Annotated in this window: 21 protein-coding genes; 17 read left to right on the top strand and 4 right to left on the bottom strand. The window is 71.8% G+C overall.

The genetic code is table 11. The features are described 5' to 3' along the window. Positions 1-104 precede the first annotated feature (104 nt). The 4 genes from AC3AOF_RS17080 to AC3AOF_RS17065 form a co-directional block, all read right to left on the bottom strand. Positions 105-1,439: a BCD family MFS transporter gene (locus AC3AOF_RS17080; RefSeq protein WP_488345976.1), complete on the bottom strand. Its 1,335-nt coding sequence runs from the start codon at positions 1,437-1,439 to the stop codon at positions 105-107. Continuing rightward, positions 1,436-2,350: a chlorophyll synthase ChlG gene (gene chlG, locus AC3AOF_RS17075; RefSeq protein ID WP_488345975.1), complete on the bottom strand. Its 915-nt coding sequence runs from the start codon at positions 2,348-2,350 to the stop codon at positions 1,436-1,438. Before chlG ends, AC3AOF_RS17080 begins: the two co-directional genes overlap by 4 nt. A gap of 342 nt (positions 2,351-2,692) precedes the next feature. Continuing rightward, complete coding sequence (gene ppsR / locus AC3AOF_RS17070) at positions 2,693-4,105, bottom strand: transcriptional regulator PpsR (RefSeq protein WP_236989720.1); 1,413 nt, start codon at positions 4,103-4,105, stop codon at positions 2,693-2,695. 80 nt (positions 4,106-4,185) lie between these two features. After that, the gene (locus tag AC3AOF_RS17065) at positions 4,186-4,911 is read right to left on the bottom strand and encodes a cobalamin B12-binding domain-containing protein (RefSeq protein WP_488345974.1); all 726 of its coding nucleotides are present in this window, start codon (positions 4,909-4,911) and stop codon (positions 4,186-4,188) included. Between the two features lie 441 nt (positions 4,912-5,352). Between AC3AOF_RS17065 and bchF the strand changes: the two genes are divergently transcribed. The 17 genes from bchF to bchO all read left to right on the top strand — a co-directional run bounded on the left by bchF (position 5,353) and on the right by bchO (position 25,022). Beyond that, the gene (gene bchF, locus AC3AOF_RS17060) at positions 5,353-5,844 is read left to right on the top strand and encodes a 2-vinyl bacteriochlorophyllide hydratase (RefSeq protein ID WP_236989722.1); all 492 of its coding nucleotides are present in this window, start codon (positions 5,353-5,355) and stop codon (positions 5,842-5,844) included. Then, positions 5,841-7,115 carry a ferredoxin:protochlorophyllide reductase (ATP-dependent) subunit N gene (locus AC3AOF_RS17055; protein ID WP_488345973.1) on the top strand — a complete coding sequence of 425 codons (1,275 nt, stop codon included), beginning with the start codon at positions 5,841-5,843 and terminating at the stop codon, positions 7,113-7,115. Before bchF ends, AC3AOF_RS17055 begins: the two co-directional genes overlap by 4 nt. A gap of 4 nt (positions 7,116-7,119) precedes the next feature. Then, positions 7,120-8,655 (top strand): ferredoxin:protochlorophyllide reductase (ATP-dependent) subunit B, encoded by a 1,536-nt coding sequence (bchB, locus tag AC3AOF_RS17050; RefSeq protein ID WP_488345972.1) that lies wholly within the window; start codon positions 7,120-7,122, stop codon positions 8,653-8,655. Next, entirely contained in the window at positions 8,630-12,337 is a 3,708-nt protein-coding gene (locus AC3AOF_RS17045; protein WP_488345971.1) for a magnesium chelatase subunit H, read from the top strand. The genes bchB and AC3AOF_RS17045 overlap by 26 nt, the downstream gene beginning before the upstream one ends. Beyond that, entirely contained in the window at positions 12,334-13,227 is an 894-nt protein-coding gene (gene bchL / locus AC3AOF_RS17040; RefSeq protein WP_048451562.1) for a ferredoxin:protochlorophyllide reductase (ATP-dependent) iron-sulfur ATP-binding protein, read from the top strand. Before AC3AOF_RS17045 ends, bchL begins: the two co-directional genes overlap by 4 nt. Further along, the gene (gene bchM / locus AC3AOF_RS17035) at positions 13,227-13,928 is read left to right on the top strand and encodes a magnesium protoporphyrin IX methyltransferase (RefSeq protein ID WP_488345970.1); all 702 of its coding nucleotides are present in this window, start codon (positions 13,227-13,229) and stop codon (positions 13,926-13,928) included. Before bchL ends, bchM begins: the two co-directional genes overlap by 1 nt. Continuing rightward, positions 13,925-15,331: an MFS transporter gene (locus AC3AOF_RS17030; protein ID WP_488345969.1), complete on the top strand. Its 1,407-nt coding sequence runs from the start codon at positions 13,925-13,927 to the stop codon at positions 15,329-15,331. Before bchM ends, AC3AOF_RS17030 begins: the two co-directional genes overlap by 4 nt. A 12-nt stretch (positions 15,332-15,343) precedes the next feature. Continuing rightward, complete coding sequence (puhA, locus tag AC3AOF_RS17025) at positions 15,344-16,135, top strand: photosynthetic reaction center subunit H (RefSeq protein ID WP_236989728.1); 792 nt, start codon at positions 15,344-15,346, stop codon at positions 16,133-16,135. 14 nt (positions 16,136-16,149) lie between these two features. Further along, a complete protein-coding gene (gene puhB / locus AC3AOF_RS17020; protein WP_236989729.1) occupies positions 16,150-16,773 on the top strand; it encodes a photosynthetic complex putative assembly protein PuhB in 624 nt (207 codons plus the stop codon). A 9-nt stretch (positions 16,774-16,782) separates the two neighbouring features. Next, entirely contained in the window at positions 16,783-17,232 is a 450-nt protein-coding gene (gene puhC / locus AC3AOF_RS17015) for a photosynthetic complex assembly protein PuhC (protein ID WP_236989730.1), read from the top strand. Further along, positions 17,232-17,531, top strand: a complete 300-nt coding sequence (locus AC3AOF_RS17010) for a hypothetical protein (protein ID WP_058619061.1) — start codon at positions 17,232-17,234, stop codon at positions 17,529-17,531. Before puhC ends, AC3AOF_RS17010 begins: the two co-directional genes overlap by 1 nt. Further along, positions 17,528-18,589, top strand: a complete 1,062-nt coding sequence (gene acsF, locus AC3AOF_RS17005) for a magnesium-protoporphyrin IX monomethyl ester (oxidative) cyclase (RefSeq protein WP_236989731.1) — start codon at positions 17,528-17,530, stop codon at positions 18,587-18,589. Before AC3AOF_RS17010 ends, acsF begins: the two co-directional genes overlap by 4 nt. An 8-nt stretch (positions 18,590-18,597) precedes the next feature. Continuing rightward, on the top strand, positions 18,598-19,380 hold the full coding sequence (puhE, locus tag AC3AOF_RS17000; RefSeq protein ID WP_236989732.1) for a putative photosynthetic complex assembly protein PuhE: 783 nt from the start codon (positions 18,598-18,600) through the stop codon (positions 19,378-19,380). Between the two features lie 47 nt (positions 19,381-19,427). After that, entirely contained in the window at positions 19,428-20,639 is a 1,212-nt protein-coding gene (gene hemA, locus AC3AOF_RS16995; RefSeq protein WP_236989733.1) for a 5-aminolevulinate synthase, read from the top strand. Between the two features lie 521 nt (positions 20,640-21,160). Continuing rightward, positions 21,161-22,183: a magnesium chelatase ATPase subunit I gene (bchI, locus tag AC3AOF_RS16990; RefSeq protein WP_488349007.1), complete on the top strand. Its 1,023-nt coding sequence runs from the start codon at positions 21,161-21,163 to the stop codon at positions 22,181-22,183. Beyond that, positions 22,180-24,129, top strand: coding sequence for a VWA domain-containing protein (locus AC3AOF_RS16985; RefSeq protein ID WP_488345968.1), 1,950 nt, complete (start codon positions 22,180-22,182; stop codon positions 24,127-24,129). Before bchI ends, AC3AOF_RS16985 begins: the two co-directional genes overlap by 4 nt. A 5-nt stretch (positions 24,130-24,134) precedes the next feature. Next, positions 24,135-25,022: an alpha/beta fold hydrolase BchO gene (gene bchO, locus AC3AOF_RS16980; protein ID WP_488345967.1), complete on the top strand. Its 888-nt coding sequence runs from the start codon at positions 24,135-24,137 to the stop codon at positions 25,020-25,022. Positions 25,023-25,190: the final 168 nt, after the last annotated feature.

The following is a 25,190-nucleotide window of genomic DNA, read 5'->3' as shown; positions in this document are numbered from 1 at the left end:
CTGGAGCCCTCCTTCGAGGCTCCTTTCAGTCGCACCTCAGGATGAGGTCGTGGGTGGGAGATTCGAGCCCATCATGACATCGTGCTTCCAAGTCATGCCGACCCTCACATCGCGTGCCGCACCGACAGGCTCTCGATCGCCCGCACCCTCACGCTCGGCCGCCCGATCCGCACGGCCAGCCCGGCCGCGACGAGAAACAGCGCGGCTTCCGTGACGAACACCGCCGCATAGGCCGGCACCACGGTGCCGAAGGCGAGCCGGGCGAGATCGACTCCCGCCGCGCCGAGGAATCCCCCGAGCCCGAAGGCGATCCCTTGCGCCGCCCCCCACACACCCATCCGGGTGCCGTGCCGGCTCTCGCCGTCGGGGGCGTTGCCGGTGCCGGCGAGCGCCATCATCTGGCCGATCGCCGCGACGGCGAAGATGCCGTTGAACAGGCCGAGCCCGACGACGCACGCCCGCAACGGCGCTCCGGGCCCGGCGAACCCGCAGGCCGCGATCGCCGCGAGCGCGGCGGCCGAGCCGAGGCAGCCGGTGACGGTCCAGAGGCGTAAGGAGGCGAAGGCCCCGCGCCCGTTGGCGGTGATGAGGGCAACGAATACCATGCCGGCGAGCACCCCGCCGTTCTGGAGGCCGGAGAGCTTGGTGGTGGCGCCCGGCGACAGGGCGAAGACGAGGCCGGCGAAGGGCTCGAGGATCAGTTCCTGCGCGCTGTAGGCCAGCATCGCCAGGAACACGAAGACCGTGAAGCGCCGCGCCTCCGGCTCGGCCCAGACCTCGACGAGAACCTTCGCGAAGGGCCGCGCCTGCCGGGCCTGAACGGGCGCGGGGGCCCGCGCCGGCTCGACGCCCCAGAGCGCGAGCACCGCGACCAGGAAGGCGATCACCGACACCCCGCTCGACACCGCGACGAGGCGGGAAGGCGAGAACGGATCGATGAGGTGCCCGGCGGTCGGCGCGGTGACGACGAAGCCGGCGATCATCATGATCCAGACGATCGTCGCGGCCGCGCCCCGGCGGTGGGGTGCCACGCCGGTCGAGAGCAGCACGAGGAGCGAGGTGCCGGCCGCCCCGACCCCGATGCCGACTCCGAGGAAGGACAGGACGAGGAGCCCGTACCCCGCCGCCGGATGGTTCGCGACGATCGCCGTGCCAAGCGCGGCGCCGGCCCCGCCGAGCGCCAGCAGCGCCATGCCGCCGACGATCCAGGGCGTGCGGCGTTTGCCCACGTCGGAGCCGTAGCCCCAGCGCGGCCGCAGCACCTGCACGGCGTAGTGCAGTCCCACCAGCGCGCCGGGGAGTGCGGCCGGCAGCGCCAGTTCCACCACCATCACGCGGTTGAGCGTCGAGGTGATCAGCACCACGATGGCGCCGAGCGCGGTCTGAACGAGGCCGAGGCGCAGGATCGTGCCCCAGCCGAAGGAGGCCGGCCCGGTCATGCGAGGCCCCCGTGCAGGGCGAGCGCCGCGGTCAGCATGCCGAGCACGTAGAGAAGCGTGCCGGTGCCGTTGTACCAGGCCGCTCGACCGTGCGGATCGGCGAGGAAGCGGCGCATCAGCACGCCCTGGCCGGCGAGAAGCGCGGCGACGAGGGCGGCGTGCCAGGGCGTATTCCAGGCGATGAGCAGGGCAACCACCACCGCTTGCGGCACCGCCATGACCCAGCAGGCGAGACGGGCGGCGGGGGCTGCGCCGAGCCGGACCGGCAGCGAGCGGATGCCGGTGCGCCGGTCGCCCTCCATCGACTTGAAGTCGTTGAGGGTCATGATGCCGTGGGCGCCCAGGCTGTAGAGGGCGGCGACCAGGAGGGTCCGCCCGTCCGGCAGGGCGCTTCCCATCACGGCGGCGCCCGTGAACCAGGGCAGGCCCTCGTAAGCGAGGCCGCAGGCAGCGTTGCCCCACCAGCCGTCGCGCTTCAGCCGGACCGGCGGCGCGCTGTAGAGCCAGGCCAGCGCCAGCCCGAAGAAGGCCGCTCCCAGAACCCACGGCCCGAGCAGGGAGGCGACCGCGAGCGACAGGAGCGTCCAGGCGATCGCCACGTAGAGGCCCCAGCGGCCCGGGATGCGGCCGGACGGGATCGGCCGCCGCGGCTCGTTGATGGCGTCGACGTGCCGGTCGAACCAGTCGTTCGCCGCCTGGCTCGTGGCACAGACGAGGGGCCCGGCGAGCAGGATGCCGGCGATCGCCACGGGCCAGCGCCCTTGGAGCGCGACGCCGGAGGAGATCACCCCGCAGGCGAAGGCCCACATCGGCGCGAACCACGTGATCGGCTTCAGCAGTTCCAGGAGCGCCCGGGGCGCCGGAACCGCAGGCGGCGTGATCAGGGGCTTGATCAGAGGCTCGGTCGTCATGCCGCGAGGGTGGGACGGCCCCCGAGAAGTGTCAAGTAAACTTTACATTCGGGCGGCGGCATCGTGAGCGCAGGGGGAGTGTGCGTCGCCACGCGCGCGGGAGCGGGTGGATCGATGTCGTATAGTCTATCTCACCAACGGCCTCGCGCCGAGGTGCCGCGTCATCGAAGATCGCGCAGTCTCGCAGGAGAGTTCCGGCTGAATCGGAGATCTCCGGAGTTCTCTGCCGGGCGAGCAGGGGCCGTGTCTGGGGACAGGGTCGCGATCGGAAGGGGTCGACTTTAGAGAATTGATTCCTCAAGTCGGAGTGGATCCGGAGAGCGGGATCGAAGACTTGCGCCTTCAGTCCGTGCTCTCGTCCGCCTCCTCGGCCCCGTCGAGGTCGCCGAGGCCGTAGCGGCGCATCTTGGCGTAGAAGCCCTGCCGGCTGAGGCCCAGCATCTCGGCTGCCGAGGCGCGGTTGTCGTTCGTGATGCGCAGGGCCGCCTCGATGCACAGGCGCTCGATCAGGTCGGTGGTCTCGCGCACCAGCGCCTTCATCGAGACGCGGCCGACGAGCTCGGTCATGTGCTCGACCGAGCGCGGCAGCTCGCGCCCGCCCGGCGCCACCGCGGCGACGCGGCGGGGCAGGGTGCGCAGGGTGAAGCCGAAGCAGGGCCGGTCGCCCCCCGGCACCGAGACCGCCGCGACCTCGACCTCGTCGACCGCCCCGAACTCGCCCCGCACCACGGTGGCGAAGTGGCGCACCGAGCCGTGATCGGACAGCGTGGTGAACAGGGCCGCGACCTCGGTCCCCTCGCGGCCGAGCCAGCGCTCGAGCGATTCGCCCTTGGCCTGGTGCTCGGTGGCGAGCTGCGCGAGGTCGAGGAAGGCGGCATTGGCGCCGATGATGCGCCGGTCGCGGTCGGTGACGACGAAGCCCTCGGGCATCGCCTCGATCACCTCGATCGCGCCCGAGCGCGACGCCGTCGGGGTGGGAGCGGGGTTGAGGGCGGAGAGGCGCACCAGGATGTTCATCCCGGCCTCCTCGCGAAACAGGGTGGCGGAGACCCGCGCCTCGCCGCGCCGTTGCGCGAGGCGGGCGGTGAGGTCCTCCGCCTGGCCGGTGAGGCGCAGGCCCACGAGGAGCGCCTGGACGGCGCGGGCGCCCTCGGGCTCGAACAGGTCGACGAGGTCGCGCCCGACGATGCGCTTGACCGCCCGGCCGAGCAGCCTCGCGGCGGCCGGGTTGATCTCGGTGACGCGGCGCGTGGCGGCGTCGACGATCAGGATCGGCTCGCCGGCGAGCTGGAACAGCACCCGGTAGCGCGTCTCGGCGCTGCGCAGGCGGGCGTAATCACGCTCCAGCGCCTGCTGCGACTCGGCCAGGCGCTGCTGCAGGGCCGAGAGCGCCCGGAGGTCCCGGCCAATCACGATGATGCGGTCGTCGTCGGGGACGCGAAGCGCCGCGTAGCGGATCGGCACGTCGACGCCGCCTTGCGCGGAGGGGTGGTTGACCTGGCGCCAGCGGGTGACGGTGCCGGGCGCCGCATCCTCGATCAGGCTCAGGATCTTCGGCCGGCTCTCGACCGTGACGGTGTCGACCCAGCGCCGCCCCAGCCACCGGTCGCCGGCCTCCTCCGACAGCCCGTCGGCCGCGAAGGCGGCGTCGCGGATGATCCCCTCACCGTCGACGACGAGCGACACGTCGCTGGCGGCAGCAACGAGGCTGCCCGTCATCCGGGGATCGAGGCGGGAGACGGCGTCTCGCAGCACCGCGAACGATTCCTTCGCAGCAGGGCTCACGGGTCTGTTCAAGGGCCACCAACACACGCCGACCGCATCGAACAGGTCTTTCAGCAGGCTCTAATCCGCAGATCAAGCAAGCTTTGCACGATTTCCGGCGCATCGCGCGCATCGTCGACAGCCGCATCGGCGCCGACGAGCCGGATCCGGTCGGGCCGGCCCTGGAAAGCGGGACCGCCGACCATCACCCGCAAGTCGCGGTTGCGCGAGGCGCGTCGCAGCACCGGGACCACCGCGACCAGCCGGTCGACGCAGACGTCGCAGGAGAGCGACAGGCCGACCACGTCGAACCACTCGGCCCGCAGGCGCTCCAGCGCCTCGGCGGGGTGGGGGTCGAAGCTCGTCGTCACCTCCCAGCCGGCCTGGGCGAGGAAATGCGCCGTCAGCGTCAGCCCGAAGGTGTGGGTCTCGGCCGGAGCGGGCATCAGCAGGACGCGCCGGCTCGCCGGATCGACCGGCTGCGGGTCGAGGCAGAGGGTTTCGAGGTCGTGGACGAGGCGGCGCAGCCGCGCCATCGCGGTCGTCACCTGGACGAAGTCGCAGACGTCCTCCTCCCACAGCCGGCCGATATGCCGGGCCGTGGGCGCCAGCAGGCCGGTCAGCACCTCCTCGAGGCTCATGCCGTCGCCGATCAGGCCGCGGATCTCGGCGAGCACGTCGCGGTCCTCGGGCAGCAGCAGCAGGGCGCCGAGGCGCTCGATATCGCCGGTCCCGCTCGTGCGGGCGGCGCGAGGGGGAAGAGCGCGCGGCTGCCGGTCGCTGCGATGGGCGAGCATCAGCCGCGGGATGATCTCGGATTCGACGACCTGTGCGAGGTCGTCCCGCCAGCGCAGGCGCCTTTGTACTCCCCCTGAGTTTGTATCGAGGGAAGACCGGTCGTGAAAAGCCCGGTCACGGGCGCTTGATCTGTCGCCGGGCAAGGTACCGGCCTGTGCTTGATCTCCCACCGGCACCTCCCCGATGCTCCGGAAAATCGAGTTGTCTCGACCTTGTTTCGGGTTTTCTACCTTGGGAGCGCCGTTGTGGAGCGGCGTCATCCGGATTCATTCCAGGATACAGCCTCGGCGTTTCCCCGCAAGGCGCTTTCGCGAGAGCCTCGCCGGAATGTCATCACGATCGAGTGTCAACTTAGGTTGACACTTCGCCGCCGCCGGCCCTAGGCTTCGTCCATCGGCATCCGCGGCCAACGCGGGTCGGATCAGGTGAGGGCAGGCGCGATGGCGACGTCCATGGACCGGCCGTTTCTCTACAGCGAGGCCGAGCGTCGCCGCCGCGATGCGTCGCCCTGGACCCTGGTCCAGGGGGTGCTGGCCCCGCTCCAGTTCGCGGTCTTCCTGGTGAGCCTCGCCCTGGTCTCGCGCACCCTGGCGACCGGGGAGGGCGCGGCCCTCGCCAACGCCTCGGTGGTCGCCAAGACCCTGGCCCTCTACGCGATCATGGTCACCGGCTCCCTGTGGGAGAAGGCGGTGTTCGGGCGCTACCTGTTCGCCCCGGCCTTCTTCTGGGAGGACGCGGTCAGCATGCTGGTGCTGGCGCTCCACACCGCCTACCTGGTGGCGCTCGCCACCGGCGCGCTCGGCACCGCCGGGCTGATGTGGCTCGCGCTTGGCGCTTACGCCACCTACCTCGTCAATGCCGGCCAGTTCCTGCTCAAGCTGCGCGCCGCCCGGATGCAGGCGCCCACTTACGCGATGGGGGCGGCGCGATGACGGCTTTGGCCTCGCCCCTTTCGTCCCCGGTCGCTTGCGGTCCCGAGATCCGCCACGAGCGCGGCCAGCGGGCGGTGTTCTGCGGGCTCACCGGCATCGTCTGGCTGCACCGCAAGATCCAGGACGCGTTCTTCCTGGTGGTCGGCTCGCGCACCTGCGCCCACCTGATCCAGTCGGCCGCCGGCGTGATGATCTTCGCCGAGCCGCGTTTTGCCACCGCGATCATCGAGGAGCGCGACCTCGCCGGCACCACCGACGCGCACGAGGAACTCGACCGGGTGGTGCGCCGCCTGCTGGAGCGCCGGCCCGACATCAAGCTCCTGTTCCTCGTCGGCTCCTGCCCGTCGGAGGTGATCAAGCTCGATCTCGGCCGCGCCGCGTCGCGCCTCTCGGGCACCTTCGCGCCCGATGTGCGGGTCTTGAGCTATTCCGGCAGCGGCATCGAGACGACGTTCACGCAGGGCGAGGATGCCTGCCTTGCCGCCCTGGTGCCTGACCTGCCCCGGAGCAACGAGGAATCCCTCGTCGTCGTCGGCGCGCTCGCCGACGTGGTCGAGGACCAGTTCGCGCGGCTGTTTGCCGATCTCGGCATCGGCAACGTCCGCTTCCTGCCCGGGCGCCGGGCGGCGGACCGGGCGCCCATCGGGTCGAACACCCGCTACCTCCTCGCGCAACCCTTTCTCACCGACACCGCCCGGGCGCTGGAGGATCGCGGCGCGACCCGCATCCCGGCCCCGTTCCCGCTCGGCGCCGAGGGCACGACCCTGTGGCTGGCCGCCGCCGCCCGCGCCTTCGGGATCTCGCCCGCCCGTGTCGTCGCGGTGACGGAGGCCGGAAGAGCCCGGGCCGCGCGGGCGCTCCAGGCCCATCGCGCCGCCTTGTCCGGCCGGCGGGTGTTCTTCTTTCCCGATTCGCAGCTCGAAGTGCCGCTCGCCCGCTTCCTGTCGCGGGAGATGGGCGCCGCGCTGATCGAGGTCGGCACGCCCTACCTGCACCGCGGCCACCTCGCCGAGGACCTGGCGCTGCTCCCCGACGGGACGGCGGTGACGGAAGGGCAGAGCCTGGACGACCAGCTCGACCGCTGCCGGGCGGCCCGGCCCGACCTGACGGTCTGCGGCCTCGGCCTCGCCAATCCGCTGGAGGCCGAGGATCTCGCCACCAAGTGGTCGATCGAGCTGCTGTTCACCCCGATCCAGGGTTACGAGCAGGCCGGCGACCTCGCCGGGCTGTTCACCCGACCGCTCGCGCGCCGTGCGCGGCTGGAGGGCTAGCGCCATGCAGCTCACGCTCTGGACCTACGAGGGCCCTCCCCATATCGGCGCGATGCGGGTCGCCACCGCGATGCGCGGCCTGCATTACGTGCTGCACGCGCCGCAGGGCGACACCTACGCCGATCTGCTCTTCACCATGATCGAGCGGCACGGCGCCCGCCCGCCGGTGACCTACACCACCTTCCAGGCCCGCGACCTCGGCGCCGACACCGCCGAGATCTTCAAGCAGGCGGTCGCCGCCGCCTATGGCCGCTTCCGGCCCCAGGCGATGATCGTCGGCGCCTCCTGCACCGCCGAGTTGTTGCAGGACGATCCGGGCGGGCTGTCGAAGGCGCTCGGCCTGCCGATCCCGGTGATCCCGCTCGAACTGCCCGCCTACCAGAAGAAGGAGAACTGGGGCGCGTCGGAGACCTTCTATCGCCTGGTCCGCACGCTCGCCCCCGCCGCGCCAGCCCCGGAGCGGCTGAGAGCCAGCTGCAACATCCTCGGACCGACCTCGCTCGGATTCCGCCACCGCGACGACCTGCGCGAGGTGCGCGGCCTCCTCGGGGACCTCGGCATCGCCGTCAACGTGGTGGCGCCGCTCGGCGCGACGCCGGCCGATCTCGGGCGGCTGGGCCAGGCGGCCTTCAACGTCGTGCTCTATCCGGAAGTGGCCCGCAGCGCGGCGCAATGGCTGGAAAAGACCCACGGCCAGCCCTTCGTCGAGATCGCGCCGATCGGCGTGAAGGGCACCACCGCCTTCATCGAGGCGGTGGCGGCGCTCGCCGGCATCGATCCCGCGCCGGTCCTCGGGGCGCAAGGCTCGCGCCTGCCCTGGTACGCGCGCTCGGTCGACTCGACCTATCTGACCGGCAAGCGGGTCTTCGTGTTCGGCGATGCCACCCATGCGGTCGCGGCGGCCCGGGTGGCGACGCACGAGATCGGCTTCAACCTCGTCGGGCTCGGCACCTATTCGCGCGAATTCGCCCGCGAGGTGCGGGCGGAAGCCGCAAGCCACGGCATCGAGGCATTGATCACCGACGATTACCTGGCGGTCGAGGCGGCGATCGCCGCCGCGCAGCCGGAGCTGGTGCTCGGCACCCAGATGGAGCGCCACGTCGCCAAGAAGCTCGGCATTCCCTGCGCGGTGATCTCGGCGCCGATGCACGTCCAGGACGTGCCGGCCCGCCACGCGCCGCAGATGGGCTTCGAGGGTGCGAATGTGCTCTTCGACACCTTCGTCCACCCGCTGATGATGGGGTTGGAGGAGCACCTGCTGGCGATGTTCCGGGACGACCCGGAATTCCACGATCGCGTCGCCCCCTCGCATCTCGGCGGCCGGCCGCGCGAGGAGGCCGAGACGGTCGTCGTTGCGGCCGCCTCCACCGCCGCGACGCCGGTGGTCTGGTCGATCGAGGCCGAGCGCGAACTGAAGAAGGTCCCGTTCTTCGTCCGGGGCAAGGCCCGGCACAACACCGAACGCTTCGCCCGCGAGCGGGCGCTCCCGCTCATCACCGTCGAGACCCTGTACGATGCCAAAGCGCATTTCAGCCGGTGACGGACCGGGCGCGCTGCCGGAGCTGCGCGTCGTCATCGTCACCCTCGACAACCACCTCGCCGGGGCGGTGGAGCGGGCGCGCCGGGTGCTGGCCGAGACCGCGCCGGGCCTCGTCCTCGGCTTCCACGCCGCCGCCGAGTGGGAGACCGACCCCTCGGCCGTCGAAGCCTGCCGGGCCGACATCGCGCGGGCCGACATCGTGCTCTCGGCGATGCTGTTCATGGACGAGCACGTCCGGGCGGTGCTCCCCGCTTTGCTCGCCCGCCGCCCGCATTGCGACGCGATGGTGGGCTGCCTCTCGGCGGCGGAAGTGGTCCGCACCACGCGGATGAACCGCTTCGCCATGGACGGTTCGCAGCGCGGCGCACTCGACTTCCTCAAGCGGCTGCGCGGCAAGTCGGGGCCGGGAGGAACGCAAGGGAACGGCGCGCGCCAGATGGCGCTGATCCGCCAGATCCCCCGCATCCTGCGCTTCATCCCGGGCTCGGCCCAGGACGTGCGGGCCTATTTCCTGACCCTGCAATACTGGCTCGCCGGTTCGGACGAGAACGTCGTCAACCTCGTGCGCTTCCTCGCTGGCCGCTACGCCGCGGGCGAGCGCGCCGCCTGGCGCCGCCACCTCTCGGCGGCCGAGCCCCTGACCTACCCGGAGACCGGCCTCTACCACCCGCGCCTGACCGAGCGGGTGACCGAGCGCCTCGACCGGCTGCCGGCTTCCGGCAAGGCGGGACGGGTGGGGCTCCTGCTGATGCGCTCCTACGTGCTCGCCGGCAACACGGCGCATTACGACGGGGTGATCGCGGCGTTGGAGGCGCGCGGGCTCACCGTGGTGCCGGCCTTCGCCAGCGGGCTCGACAACCGCCCGGCGGTCGAAACCTTCTTCCTGCGCGACGGCCGGCCGGCCATCGACGCCCTGGTCTCGCTCACCGGCTTCTCCCTCGTCGGCGGGCCGGCCTACAACGATGCGGCGGCGGCGAGCGCGATGCTGGCGCGGCTCGACGTGCCCTATCTCGCCGCGCAGGCCGTCGAGTTCCAGACCCTGGAGCAGTGGGAGGCCTCCGCCCGCGGCCTGTCGCCGGTCGAGGCGACCATGATGGTGGCGATCCCCGAACTCGACGGCGCCACCGCCCCGATGGTGTTCGGCGGCCGCGCGGCCGGCATGGGCGATTCCCGCGACATGGCGGAGCATCCCGAGCGGACCGCGCGCCTCGCCGACCGGGTCGCGCGCCTCGTGTCCCTGCGGTCCCGCGCGCGCTCGGAGCGCAAGGTCGCCGTCGTCCTGTTCAACTTCCCGCCCAACGCCGGCGCCACCGGCACCGCCGCCTTCCTGTCGGTGTGGGAGTCGCTCCACCGGGTGCTCCAGGGCCTGAAGGCCGACGGCTATTCCGTCGAGGTGCCGGAGACCGTCGACGCCCTGCGCGCCCGGGTGCTGGAGGGGAATGCCGCCCGCTACGGCGCGCCCGCCAACGTCGCCCATCGCATCTCGGCCGACGACCATGTGCGGCGCGAGGCCCATCTCGCCGAGATCGAGGCGCAATGGGGTCCGGCGCCGGGCCGGCACCAGAGCGACGGGTCGTCGATCCTGGTGCTCGGTGCGCAACTCGGAAACGTGTTCGTCGGGGTGCAGCCGGCCTTCGGCTACGAGGGCGACCCGATGCGCCTGCTGTTCGAGCAGGGCTTTGCCCCGACCCACGCCTTCTCGGCCTTCTACCGCTACCTGCGCGAGGACTTCTGTGCCGACGCGGTCCTGCATTTCGGCACTCACGGGGCGCTCGAATTCATGCCCGGCAAGCAGACCGGGCTGTCTTCCGCCTGCTGGCCCGAGCGGCTGATCGGCGCGTTGCCGAACGTCTACCTCTACGCCGCCAACAATCCCTCGGAAGGCACGCTCGCCAAGCGCCGGGTAGCCGCGACGCTGGTGAGCTACCTGACGCCGAGCCTCGCCCAGGCCGGGCTCTATCGCGGGCTCATCGACCTCAAGGCCTCGCTCGAGCGCCGCCGCGCCCTGCCGCCGGAGGATGCCGCCGAGCGGGCAAAGCTCGCGGTGCTGATCCACGGCCAGGCCTGCGGCCTCGACCTCGCCGAGGGCGACGGCTGGGGCGAGGACGCGGAACACCGCATCGCCGACCTCGCGATCCGGCTGATCGAGCTCGAACACACCCTGATCCCGCACGGGCTGCACGTGGTCGGGCAGGGCACGCCGCCGGAGGAGCGCATCGACCTGCTGCTCGCGCTCGCCGAATCCGTCCACGGCCTCGCGCCGGACCGTGCCGGGATCATGCGGCTGGTGGCCGGCGCCTCGCCCGAAGAGGTGGCCGGTCCCGGTACCGACGATGCGGCCCTCGCCGCCTTCCGGGCGCTGGCCGAGACCGACCGGCTGCTCGCCGAGGATCACGAGATCCCCGCTTTGCTGCGGGCGCTGGACGGCCGCTTCATCGCCCCGGTCGCCGGCGGCGACGTGCTGCGCTCGCCCGCGATCCTGCCGACCGGGCGCAACCTGCACGGCTTCGACCCCTACCGGATCCCGAGCGCCTTCGCGCTCGCCGACGGGCGCGCCCAGGTCGAGAAGCTGCTCGCCCGCCACGCCTCTGACGGCGGCGCGTACCCCGAGAGCATCGCGCTGGTGCTGTGGGGCAGCGACAACCTGAAGAGCGAGGGCGCGCCGGTCGCCCAGGCCCTGGCGCTGATGGGCGCAGCCCCCCGCTTCGACGGCTATGGTCGGCTCTGCGGCGCGGTGCTGATCCCGCTCGAAGACCTTGGCCGCCCGCGCATCGACGTGGTGGCGACCCTGTCGGGCATCTTCCGCGATCTCTTGCCGCTCCAGACGAAGCTGCTCGCCGAAGCGGCCTGGCTCGCCGCCAGCGCCGACGAACCGGAGGCGATGAACTTCGTGCGCAAGCACGCGCTCGCCCATCAGGCGGCGCAGGGCATCGACCTCGAGACGGCGGCGCTCCGGGTCTTCAGCAACGCGGAAGGGGCCTACGGCGCCAACCTCAACCACCTCGTCGAGTCCGGGCGCTGGGAGGACGAGACCGAGCTGTGCGAGACCTTCTCGCGGCGCAAGAGCTTCGCCTACGGCCGTACGGGCAAGCCGGAACCGCGCCGCGCCCTGATGCAGGCGGTGCTGGCGGGCGTCGATCTCGCCTACCAGAACCTCGATTCGGTCGAGGTCGGGGTGACCAGCGTCGACCATTACTTCGACGGGCTCGGCGGCATGGCCCGCGCCGTGGCGAAGGCCCGGGGGACCTCGGTCCCCGTCTATATCAGCGACCAGACCCGCGGCGAGGGCCGGGTGCGCTCGCTCTCCGAGCAGGTGGCGCTCGAGACCCGCACCCGCATGCTCAACCCGAAATGGGTCGAGGGGATGCTGGGCCACGGCTACGAGGGCGTGCGCCAGATCGACCAGCATCTCACCAATACCGTGGGCTGGTCGGCCACCACCGATCAGGTCGCGCCCTGGATCTACCAGCGCATCACCGAAACTTATGTCCTCGACGAGGCGATGCGCGAGCGCATGGCGGCGCTCAACCCCGCCGCCTCGGCCAAGGTCGCCCATCGCCTGATCGAGGCGCATCGGCGCGGCTTCTGGACCCCCGACCCCGAGACCCGGGCCGCCCTCGACCGGGCCGAGGAGGCCCTCGAGGACCGGCTCGAAGGCATCACCGCGGAGGCTGCCGCATGAACATCGCGATCCGAAACCCCGTCCCGGCGCGCCGGGAGGAGGGAAGCCTCCAGGTCGCCCTCGACCCGGATATCCGCATCGAGACCGCCAAGGTCTTCGCCGTCTACGGCAAGGGCGGCATCGGCAAGAGCACGACCTCGTCGAACCTCTCCGTCGCCTTCTCGAAGCTCGGCAAGCGCGTGCTCCAGATCGGCTGCGACCCAAAGCACGATTCGACCTTCACGCTGACGAAGCGCCTGGCGCCGACCGTCATCGACGCCCTGGAGGCGGTGCAGTTCCACTCGGAGGAGCTGCGCGTCGAGGATTTCGTGGTCGAGGGCTATAACGGCGTGCGCTGCGTCGAGGCCGGCGGCCCGCCGGCCGGCACCGGCTGCGGCGGCTACGTCGTCGGCCAGACGGTGAAGCTCCTCAAGGAGCATCACCTTCTGGAAGACACCGACGTGGTGATCTTCGACGTTCTGGGCGACGTGGTCTGCGGCGGCTTCGCCTCGCCGCTCCAGCATGCCGACCGGGCGCTGATCGTCACGGCGAACGACTTCGATTCGATCTTCGCGATGAACCGCATCGTCGCGGCGATCCACGCGAAATCCAAGAATTACGGCGTGCGCCTCGGCGGCGTCATCGCCAACCGCTCGGCCAAGACCGACGAGATCGACCGGTTCAACGACGCGGTCGGCCTCAAGCGCCTGGCGCATTTCCAGGATCTCGACGTGGTGCGCCGCTCGCGCCTGAAGAAGGCGACCTTGTTCGAGATGGATCCCTCGCCGGAACTGCTCGCCGTGCAGGCCGAGTACCTGCAACTGGCCGAGCAACTCTGGGCCGGCGTCGACCCGCTTCCGGCGGTGCCGATGAAGGATCGCGACCTGTTCGAGTTCCTGGGATTCGATTGATGACCAGCTCCACCTACGCCACCCGCCGGGCCCAGCTCGAAACCTATTTCGACCGCACCGCCGTCGAGGCCTGGGCGCGGCTCACCTCGGACGCGCCGGTGAGCCGCATCCGCGCCACCGTGCGGGCCGGCCGCGACGCGATGCGGGCCGAACTCCTGTCCTGGCTCCCCGCCGACCTCTCCGGCCGGCGCCTGCTCGATGCCGGCTGCGGCACCGGCGCGCTCGCGCTCGAGGCGGCGCGCCGCGGCGCCGATGTCGTGGCGATCGACGTGTCGCCGACGCTGGTCGGCCTCGCCCGCGAGCGCACCGCGAGCCTCCGGCTCGAGGGCCGCCTCGATTTCCAGGTCGGCGACATGCTGGGCGAGGGGCTGGGACGCTTCGACCACGTCGTGGCGATGGATTCGCTGATCCATTACCGCACCCCCGACATCGTCCGCGCCCTCTCGGCGCTCGCGCGCCGCACCGATGCGTCGGTGGTGTTCACGGTCGCCCCGCGCACCCCGCTGCTGACCGTGATGCACGCGGCCGGTCGCCTCTTCCCCCGCGGCGACCGGGCGCCGGCGATCGAGCCGGTCGGCGAGGGGACCTTACGCCGCCGCGTCGCCGCCGATCCGGGCCTTCAGGCCTTCGCCGTCGCCCGCAGCCGGCGGATCAATTCCGGCTTCTACCTCTCCAACGCCCTCGAACTGGCACGCCGATGAGCACGGCGAGCCGCATCGCCCGGGTGCTCGCCGATCTCGGGCCCCGCTACCTGCCCTTCGCGGATGCCGCGACGAAGGAACTGCCGCTCGGCCGGCTGCTGCGCCTGTCGCTGTTCCAGGTCACGGTCGGGATGGCGGCGGTGCTGCTGATCGGCACCCTCAACCGGGTGATGATCGTCGAGCTCGACGTGCCGGCCTGGATCGTCGCCGTCATGCTGTCGCTGCCGCTGCTGGCCGCCCCGTTCCGGGCGCTCGTGGGCTTTCGCTCCGACAGCCACCGCTCGGTGCTGGGCTGGAAGCGCGTGCCCTACCTGTGGTTCGGCACGCTGCTGCAATTCGGCGGCTTCGCCATCATGCCCTTCGCCCTCCTGATCCTGTCGGGGGACACGACTGGTCCGATCGTCATCGGCCAGGCCGCGGCGGCCCTCGCCTTCGTGCTCGTCGGTGCGGGCTTGCACACCACCCAGACGGTGGGGCTCGCGCTCGCCGCCGACCTCGCGCCGGCGCACGCCCGCCCGAAGGTGGTGGCGCTGCTTTGCGCCATGCTGCTCGCCGGCATGATGGCGAGCGCCGTGGTGTTCGGGCTGGCACTCCACAATTTCTCGGCGATAAGACTGATCCAGGTGATCCAGGGCGCGGCGCTCGCCACCCTCGTCCTCAACGGCATCGCCCTGTGGAAGCAGGAGCCGCGCGACACCTCGCGCAAATCCGCGCCCGCCCGCCGCTTCGGCGAGGCCTGGGAGGCCTACGCGGCCCAGCCGCAGGCCCGGCGGCGGCTCATCGCCACCGGCCTCGGCACGGCGGGGTTCAGCATGCAGGACATCCTGCTCGAACCCTATGGCGGCCAGATCCTGCACCTGCCGGTGGCCGCGACCACCGCTCTCACCGCCGTGCTCGCAATCGGCGGCGGGATCGGGCTGCTGACCGCGGCGCGCTGGCTCAACCGCGGCGGCGATCCGTTCCGGGTCGCGGCGGCCGGCGCCGTCGTCGGCATCGCGGCCTTCTCGGCGGTGGTCTTCGCCGCCCCCTTGGGCTCCGGCGGGCTGTTCGCCTGCGGCGTCGCGCTGATCGGGCTCGGCGGCGGGCTCTTCGCCCACGGGACGCTGACCGCCTCGATGGCCGGCGCGGCCCCCGAGCAGACCGGGCTCGCGCTCGGCGCCTGGGGCGCCGTCCAGGCCTGCGCCGCGGGCTTGGCCATCGCGGCGAGCGGCATCCTGCGCGATGCCGGCTCGGCGCTGGCGGTCTCGGGCCGCCTCGGCGAGGCCTTGTCCGAGGCGTCCACCGGCTACCTCGTCGTCTACCACATCGAGATCGGGCTCCTCTTCGCCACCCTGGTGGCGATCGGGCCGCTGGTGCGCCGGCCCGCTCTTCCCCCGCTCTCCGCCCGTCCGGCCCTATCCTAGAAGGAGGCCATCATGCCCAAGGGTGCCCTCACAGGTTATCTCGACGTCGCGCAAGTGGTGCTCTACGCCTTCTGGATCTTCTTTGCCGGCCTGGTCTTCTACCTGCGCCGCGAGGATCGCCGGGAGGGCTATCCGCTCGAATCCGAGGTCCATGGCGGCCTGAAGGGCTGGGACTGGCTGTTCGTGCCGTCTCCCAAAACCTTCCTGCTCGCCGACGGCTCGGCCGTGCTGGCGCCGCGTCCGCACGAGGGCCCGGTCGGCGAGCTCAAGGCGGTCAAGCTCGAACCCTGGCCCGGCGCCCCGATCGTCCCGACCTCGACCGACGATTCGCGGCTCGCCGACGGCGTCGGCCCGGGTGCCTATGCGCTCCGCGCCGAGCGGCCTGACCTGACCTGGGAGGGCAAGACCCGCATCGTGCCGATGCGCGTCGCCGAGGAGTTCACCGTCGCGTCGTCCGATCCCGATCCGCGCGGCATGCCGGTCTACGGCGCCGACGGCGTGCTCGCCGGCACCGTCACGGAGATCTGGGTCGATCGCGGCGAGTCGCTGCCGCGCTACTACGAGATGGAGCTGGACGGCGCCCGCGACCGCACCGTGCTGATCCCGGTGACCTTCGCCGACCTGAACCGCTTCAGCCGGCACAAGAAGATCGTCGTCGAGGCCCTGCTCGCCCGCCAGTTCGCCGGCGTGCCGCAGCCGCGCGACCCCGACAGCATCACCCTGCGGGAGGAGGAGCGGGTCATCGCCTATTACGGCGCCGGCACGCTCTACGCCACCGATCGCCGCCAAGAACCGCTGCTGTGACAGGAGCCGCTGCTGTGACGGACCTGCTTCCTCACGGGCTGCCCGGCCCGCTGCCCAAGGGCGAGCGCCTGCTGTGGCAGGGCCGCCCGGCGCTCCTCAGCCTGGCGCGCCGCGCCTTCCACGTCGATCTCGTCGCGCTGTATTTCGCCGGGCTCGCCGCCTTCCAGGCCTATGCCTCGGGGCGTGTCTCCGCCGCCTGGCCGATCCTGCTCGCCGGTGCCCTGGGACTGGCGATCCTGTTCGCGCTCGCCTGGGGCGCCTGCCGCACCACGGTCTACACCTTGACCGACCGGCGGCTGATGCTGCGCATCGGCATCGCGCTCCAGATGGACATCAATCTCCCCCTGAAGGAGATCGAGGGCGCCTCGTTCCGCCGCTTCAACGACGGCAGCGGCGACCTGCCGCTCCTGCTCAAGCCCGGCGTGCGGCTCGCCTACCTGCATCTCTGGCCCCATGCCCGGCCGTGGCGCCTGACCCGGCCCGAGCCGATGCTGCGCTGCGTGCCGGACGCGGAAGGAGTGGCTAAGCGCATCGCCATGGCGCTCGCCGAGGCGAACGGCCAGCCGGTCCAGGCCCTGCCGCCGGCCCCGGTCGCGAGCCCCGTCCTCCCCGGCCGCCTCGCGGCGGCGGGCCACTAGGGGGTAACCATGGCGCACGACATCCCGGTCCCCCGCGCGCTCCTGCGCAATGCCGGCCTCCTCGTCGCCTTCTCGCTCGCCGCGGTGGCGATCGGCCGGTTCGGCGATGTGGGCACCACCCAGATGCCGCCGGCCAATCCCGTCCAGGTGCTCGACCTCGCGGTCGAGGACCGGCCGGACGGCCGCGTCGATCTCCGCAACGCCGAGAGCGGCCGCCTCGTCGCCGAGGTGCAGCCCGGCGAGGACGGGTTCCTGCGGGCGACCCTGCGGGTCATGGCCCAGGCGCGCCTGCGCGAGGGCCTGCCCCGCAACCCGCCGTTCCGGCTCACCCGCTGGGACAACGGCACGCTGACCCTCGACGACGTCGCGTCGGGCCGGCGGATCAACCTCGAAGCCTTCGGGCTCGACAACGCGGTCGCCTTCGCGCGGCTGCTCGAACAGGGGAGGGGCGCATCGTGATGCAGTGGTTCGGCGGCAAGCGCCGCATCGAGGTGCCGTGCACGGTCGAGATCGAGCAGACGGCGGAAAGCCTGCACGCCCATGTCACGCTGGACGGCGGCCTGCTGATCGCCCCCGGCGACGAGGTGACGGTGCACGACGCGCCGACCTCCGTTCCCTATGGCGACCGGATCGTGGTGCGCCGCACCGCTACGGTGGTGCGCGCCGGCGCCATGGAGCGCCTGTGGACCCGCATCGCGGGCCATTTCGAACTCACCGAACTCTACGAAGTCAGCTTCTCGGAAAGGACGCGGCTATGAGCGCGACGACCCTGAAGACCCCGAACGAGAGCACCAAGTCGGCCCAGGAAACCACTTTCCTGAGCCCGCGCTTCTACACCACCAACTTCGAGGAACTCGACCGCACCAACGTCGAGCCGGTGCGGGCCGAGTGGGACGTGCTCCTCGCCGAGATGCGCGCCGATCCCAACAAGCGCCACTTCGTGCGCAATTCCGACTTCGATCTCGACCTCTCCGGTCTCGACCCGGAGCTGCGCAAGGAATTCCTCGATTTCCTGGTCTCGTCGATCACCGCCGAGTTCTCGGGCTGCGTGCTCTATGCCGAGATGCGCAAGCGCGCCAAGAACAAGGACATCCGCGAGCTGTTCGCCTATATGAGCCGCGACGAGGCCCGTCACGCCGGCTTCATCAACGACACGCTCAAGGATTTCGGGGTCGGCATCGATCTCGGCTTCCTGACCAAGGCCAAGAAGTACACGTATTTCCGGCCGAAATTCATTTTCTACGCCACCTATCTGTCGGAGAAGATCGGGTACGCGCGCTACATCGCGATCTTCCGCCACCTCGAGCGCCATCCGGACAAGCGCTTTCATCCGATCTTCAAGTGGTTCGAGAAGTGGTGCAACGACGAGTTCCGCCACGGCGAGGCCTTCGCGCTGTTGATGCGCGCCAACCCGAAGCTGCTCACCGGCATCAACTATTACTGGATCAAGTTCTTTCTGCTCGCCGTGTTTTGCACGATGTACGTGCGCGACCAGTGCCGGCCGGCCTTCCACAAGGCGCTCGGGGTCGATCCCAAGCAATACGACTTCCAGGTCTTCGCCATCACTTCGGAAATCTCGCGCCAGGTCTTCCCGCTCACCCTCGACATCGAAAATCCGGGCTTCCGGGCCGGGCTGGAGCGGCTGCTCGCTTGCGCCCGCGGCATCGAGGAGGCGAAGGCGAGGGGCGGGATCGTCGGCAAGATCAAGCATGCCGGCTACGTCGCCAAGGCAGCACTCGCCTTCGGGCGGCTGATGGTGATGCCGGCGAAGGCCAACCCGATGCCCGCGCAGATCCGCCTCAGCCCCGCCTGGTAGCGCCCCGCATGTCCGACTATGCCGCGCCGATCGTCTATGCCGTCGTGATCTGGTGGTTCCTGACCGGGGCGATCCTCTGGCTGAACCACCGGCCGCGCCGCACCCATGCCTGGAGCTTCGGCGCGACGACCGTGGCGCTCTTCGGTGCGCTCTGGGTGATCGCCTGGAGCACAACCCAAGAGAGCGAGGCGGGGGCCTACGCGGCCTTCACGGCGGCGCTGATCGTCTGGGGCTGGCAGGAGATGGCCTTCTACATGGGCTATGTCGCCGGTCCCCGGCGCACCCCGGGTTCGGCCACCGACCGGGGCCTCGCCCGCTTCGGCGCCGCCGCCGCGACCAATCTCTGGCACGAGGCGGCGATCATCCTCGGCTTTGCCGCCATCGCCTGGCTCACGGCGGGCGGCCCGAACCGGATGGCGCTCTGGACCTACCTGGTGCTGTGGGGGATGAACCTCAGCGCCCGGCTCAACCTCTTTCTCGGCGTGCGCAACCTCCACGCCGAGTTCCTGCCCGAACATCTTCGCTATCTCGGCAGCTTCTTTCGCCGCGCGCCGATGAACGCGTTGTTTCCGGTGGCGATGATCCTCGCCACCGGCTTCCTCCTGGTGCTGCTGCACCCCGCCGTCACCGAGAGCGCGTCGGCCTTCAAGCGCTCCGGCCACACCATGATGGCGACCCTGATGGCGCTCGCCATCCTCGAGCACGGCTTCCTGATGCTGCCGCTGCCCTCGGCCGCGCTCTGGGGCTGGGGGCTGCCCGCCCGCCGCCCGGGAGCCGACGCCGCACCCTGACACCCAGAAGAAAACAACCGGAAAAACGCCGTACAAGGGGACGTTCGATGGACTACGAAGCGCACTTCTCCGCCGCTCTCCAGGGTCTGCACCGCGAGGGACGCTACCGGGTCTTCACCGACCTCGAGCGCCAGGCCGGCCGGTTCCCCTACGCCACCCAGCACGGTGCCCACGGCACCCGCGAGGTGACGGTGTGGTGCTCGAACGACTATCTCGGCATGGGCCAGCACCCGGCGGTGACGGGCGCGATGCACGAGGCGATCGACCGCTGCGGCGCGGGGGCGGGCGGCACCCGCAACATCTCGGGCACCAACCATTACCACGTGCTGCTGGAGCAGGAACTCGCCGACCTGCACGGCAAGGAAGCCGCACTCCTCTTCACCTCGGGCTACGTCTCGAACTGGGCCGGTCTCGGGACGCTCGCCTCGAAGCTGCCGGGCTGCGTCGTGTTCTCGGACGAGGGCAACCACGCCTCGATGATCGAGGGTATCCGCTCGAGCCGGGCCGAGCGCCATATCTTCCGCCACAACGATCCCGACGACCTCGACCGCAAGCTCCGCCTCGTCGACCCGAAGCTCCCGAAGCTCGTCGCCTTCGAATCGGTCTACTCGATGGATGGCGACATCGCGCCGATCGCCGAGCTCTGCGACGTGGCCGAGGCGCACGGCGCCATGACCTATCTCGACGAGGTCCATGCGGTCGGCCTCTACGGACCCCGCGGCGGCGGCATCGCCGAGCGCGAGGGGCTGATGCACCGCCTCACCGTGATCGAGGGCACGCTCGGCAAGGCCTTCGCGGTGTCGGGCGGCTACATCGCGGCCTCCAGCGCGCTGTGCGATTTCGTGCGCAGCTTCGCCTCGGGCTTCATCTTCACCACCTCGCTCCCGCCCGCCATAGCGGCGGGGGCGGCGGCGAGCATCCGCCACCTCAAGGCGAGCGGGGCGGAGCGCGCGCGGCATCAGGACCGCGTCGCCGCGGTGCGCCGGCGGCTCTCGGCCATCGGCATCCCGCTCCTCGACAATCCGAGCCACATCGTGCCGGTGATGGTGGGCGATCCCGTCCAGTGCAAGGAGATCAGCGACACGCTGCTCGACGAGTTCGGGATCTACGTCCAGCCGATCAACTACCCGACCGTGCCCCGCGGCACCGAGCGGCTGCGGATCACCCCGTCGCCGCTGCACAGCGATGCGGATATCGATCACCTGACGCTGGCCCTCGGGACGATCTGGGGCCGGATCGGGCTGGCGCGGGCGGCGTGAGGCACGCCGCCTGAACCCTCCCCCTCTGCGGGGGAGGGTGGACCCTGCGTGAGCAGGGGCCGGGAGAGGGGCAGCGCGACGGTGTTCCAGAGGGCGCTCTTCACCACGCTCGCGACCTCTCCGGAAGCGTGGTTCCCCTCTCCCGCCCGGCTCCGCCGGGCACCCTCCCCGCAGAGGGGGGAGGGTTCTCTGCGCTCGACTGATTCGGTTTCCGGCTGATCGCTTCGCGATGCGGAAACCGGCTTCGCTCAGGCGCCGCGCGGGCTGGTCATACCGTGTCCGGAAGGGATCTTCCGGACACGGTATGATGTGATCCTTCGAAGACGATCGGCGCAGCACTGTCACCAAAAACAACCGTCATTTTCATTAGACAATCCCACCTCTCCGTCCGATCCTGCCCCTCTCATCCACCCGCAAGGACACGCACCGTGGCCCCCACCCACTCGGCCCTGTCCCGGCGGGCCCCCAAGCCGGGCTTCTCGAAGCCGATCGCTGTGGATCCCGCCGCACGTCCCGAGGCGATGCCCCGTCCGCCCTATCCGTTCGCGGCCATCGTCGGGCAGGACGCGATGCGCCGCGCGCTGCTCGTCGCGGCGGTCGATCCGGCGGTGGGCGGCGTACTGGTCTTCGGCGATCGCGGCACCGGCAAGTCCACCGCCGTGCGGGCGCTCGCCGCCCTCCTGCCGCCGATGCGGGCCGTGGCGGGCTGCGCCTATGCCTGCGATCCCGTCGATGCCGCCTCCCTCTGCCCGGCCTGCGCGGCGCGAAGGGGGCAGGGGCTCACGGTGAAGACCGTGCCGGTGCCGGTGGTCGACCTGCCGCTCGGCGCCACCGAGGACCGGGTCGTCGGGGCGCTGGATATCGGCCGGGCGCTCGGGGCCGGCGAGAAGGCGTTCGAGCCGGGGCTGCTCGCCCGCGCCAACCGGGGCTTTCTGTATATCGACGAGGTCAACCTGCTCGAGGACCACCTCGTCGACCTGCTCCTCGACGTGGCGGCCTCCGGCGTCAACACCGTCGAGCGCGAGGGATTGAGCCTGCGCCATCCGGCCCGCTTCGTCCTCGTCGGCAGCGGCAACCCGGAGGAGGGCGAGCTGCGGCCGCAGCTCCTCGACCGGTTCGGCCTCGCCGTCACGGTGACGACGCCGACCGACCTCGTGACCCGGGTGACGATCGTGCGCCGCCGCGACGCCTACGAGCGCGACCCGGCCGCCTTCGCCGCCGAATGGGCGGCGGAGGAGGCGCGGCTGGGGCAGGCCATCCTGGCGGCGCGGGCGAGCTTGCCCGACGTGACCGTGCCGGATGCGGTGCTGGAGGCGGCGGCGCGGCTGTGCCTGGCGCTCGGCACCGACGGGTTGCGCGGCGAGCTGACCCTGATGCGCACCGCCCGGGCCCAGGCGAGCCTGGATGGCGCCGAGACCGTGACCCTCGACCACCTGCGCGCGGTCGCCCCGAGTTGCTTGAGCCACCGCCTGCGCCGCAACCCCCTCGACGAGGCCGGTTCCGAGGCCCGAATCGCCCGGGCGCTCGCCGAGGTTCTCGGGTGAGCGCCGCGCCCGATCCGGTCTGGATCCAGGCCTGCCTGGCGGCGTCCCTCCTCGCGCGCGATCCGGCGGGCACGGGCGTCGTGCTGCGCGCCCGGCCCGGCCCGGTGCGCGAGGCCTGGCTCGACCACCTGCGCCGCCTTCTCCCCGATGGGACGCCGGTGACGCGCCTGCCGGCCGGCATCGCCGACGACGCGCTGCTCGGCGGGCTCGACCTGCCGGCGACCCTGGCGGCGGGGCAGCCGGTAGCGCAAACGGGGCTCCTCGCCCGCAGCCATGGCGGCGTGATCGTCGTCCCGATGGCCGAGCGGCTGGCCCCCGGTACCGCGGCGCGGATCGCGCAAGCGCTCGATACCGGCCTCGTCGAAATCGCCCGGGACGGGATCGCGGCCCGCCACCCGGCGCAGGTCGGCCTCGTGCTCCTCGACGAAGGGGAGGGCGAGGACGAGGCGGTACCGGCCTGCCTCGCCGACCGGCTGGCGTTTCATCTCGATCTCGATAGTGTGCCGGTGAGTGCCGTCATGGCGGCGCCGGGCCTCGCCGTTGCCCATGCGGGCCCCTGGAATACGACAGTGTGGTCCATCCCCGGAACGGTCCATTCCCACCCGGGCCCTCATCCTGAGGTGCGACCGGAGGGAGCCTCGAAGGAGGGTTCCAGGGATCGCCACGATATCTGGAGCCCTCCTTCGAGGCCCACTGCGTGGGCACCTCAGGATGAGGTCACGGGTGGGAGGGGACATGACGACGGACTCGGCGTCGGTGTCGTGTCCCGTGATGCGGACCGGGTCGAGGTCCCGTCCGAACCCGACGAGCCCCCCGACGCCGCCGTCACGCTCTGCGCTCTCGCATCGCGGCTCGGCATCGCGTCCTTGCGTGCGCCGCTCCTGGCCTTGCGGGTGGCGCGGCTGCATGCGGTCCTGGCCGGACGCGACGCGGTCGAGGATTCCGATCTGGCTCTCGCGGCCGCCCTGGTGCTGGCGCCCCGGGCGTGCTGCTGGCCGCAGGAGGCGCAAGAAACGCCGGACGACCCCGCCGAGCCGCCGCCGGAGCAGAGCGACGAGGCCGGGCCCGTCGGCCAGGAGGGCGGCGAGGACCGTCTTCTCGCCGCCGCGGCCGCGAGCCTGCCGCCCGGCCTCCTCGCCCGCCTCGTCGCGGGAGGCGGACCGCGCACCCGCAGCCCGGGCGCCGGCCGCATGGGCGCCGCCGCCTCGGCCCAGCGCGGCCGGCCGGTCGGGACCCGGCCGGGCGATCCGCGCCGCGGGCGCCTCGCCCTGATCGAGACCCTGCGGGCCGCCGCTCCCTGGCAGCGCCTGCGCCGGGGCGAGGGCGAGGCGCGCCTGCGGATCACGGCCGACGACCTGCGCATCCGCCGCCTGGTGCAGAAGCGCGAGACCACCACGATCTTCGCGGTCGATGCCTCCGGCTCCGCCGCCCTCGAACGCCTGGCCGAGGCCAAGGGGGCGGTCGAATCACTGCTCGCCGAATGCTACGTCCGGCGCGACCGGGTCGCCCTGGTGGCCTTCCGGGGCCGCGGCGCCGACCTGTTGCTGGTCCCGACCCGCTCGCTGGTACGGGCCAAGCGTGCGCTCGCCTCCCTGCCGGGTGGCGGCGGCACCCCGCTCGCGGCCGGGATCGCGGCGGCGGGCCGGCTCGCCGCCGCCGAGCGCCGCAGCGGCCGAAGCCCGGTCGTGCTGCTCCTCACCGACGGCCGGGCCAATGTCGACCGCTCCGGCGCGCCGGGCCGGGCGCAGGCCGCGGCGGATGCCCTCGCGGCGGCCCGGGCGCTCGCCGCCGAGGGCACGCGGGCGCTCGTGATCGACACCGCCGCCCGCCCGCAGGATTCTGCGAGGGCGCTCGCCGCCGCGATGGCGGCGCGCTACCTGGCGATGCCGCTCGCCGACGCCGCGCGCCTGACGCAGGCCGTGCGCGAAGCGGCCCCTGCTTGTTGACCGCGATGGCGCGCTCCGACGACAGGCCCGTCTTCGCGCGGGCAGGCCGCGACTGGCCGAACCGCGAGGCGAGCCGCTTCGTCTCGGCCGGCGGCCTGACCTGGCACGTGCAGGAGGCGGGCGAGGGCCCGGTCCTGCTCCTCGTCCACGGCACGGGTGCGGCGACCCATTCCTGGCGCGGGCTCATGCCGCTGCTCGCCCGCGACTTCCGGGTGATCGCCCCCGACTTGCCGGGTCACGGCTTCACCGATCCGCTGCGAACGCCCTCGCTGCCGCGCATGGCCCGGGCGCTCGCCGAGTTGCTGCGCGTCCTCGATGCTCGGCCGGAGGTCGCGGCGGGCCATTCCGCGGGCGCCGCGATCCTGGCGCGGCTCTGCCTCGACGGCGCCCTGGCGCCGCGCCTCCTCGTCGGGCTCAACGCGGCGCTGAAGCCCTTTCCGGGCATGGCCGGCTTCATCTTCCCGGCGATGGCCCGCGCCCTGTTCCTCAACCCGGTGACGCCACGGGTCTTCGCCTGGTCGGCCGACCGGGCGGCGGTGGAGCGGCTGATCCACGGCACCGGCTCGGCCCTCGACCGGACCGGCCTCGACCTGTACCGGCGCCTGTTCCAGACTCCCGGCCACGTCGCAGGCGCCCTCGGCATGATGGCGCATTGGGACCTCGTCCCCCTCGACCGCGACCTGCCCCGCCTCGCGGGCCCGCTCCTGCTGATCGTCGGCGGCCAGGACCGCACCATCGCCCCCGACGTGTCGTTCGCCCTCGCCGACCGCCTCGGCGGCCGGGCCAAAGTCGAATTGCTGCGCGGCCTCGGGCACCTGGCCCACGAGGAGAAGCCGGAGCTGGTGGCGGAGTTGATCCGGGCCGGGGCGGAGCGGGAGGGGGTTCTGGGCTGAGGGGCTGTTCGAGCGGTTGCGTCGATCAATCCGGCAAACGGACCGACCTCACCAAGTGGGAGCGACGGCCGCCGCGCAACAACCCTCACCCCCTCTGCGGGGGGAGGGTGGCGAACGCAGTGAGCGCAGCGGGACGAAGTCCCGCCGAGAGGGGCAGCGCGACGGTGG

This window comes from Methylobacterium sp. 142-1Y (assembly GCF_057747795.1).
Note: the sequence above shows the minus strand (reverse complement) of the source record. Positions and strands in the feature narration are given on the sequence as shown.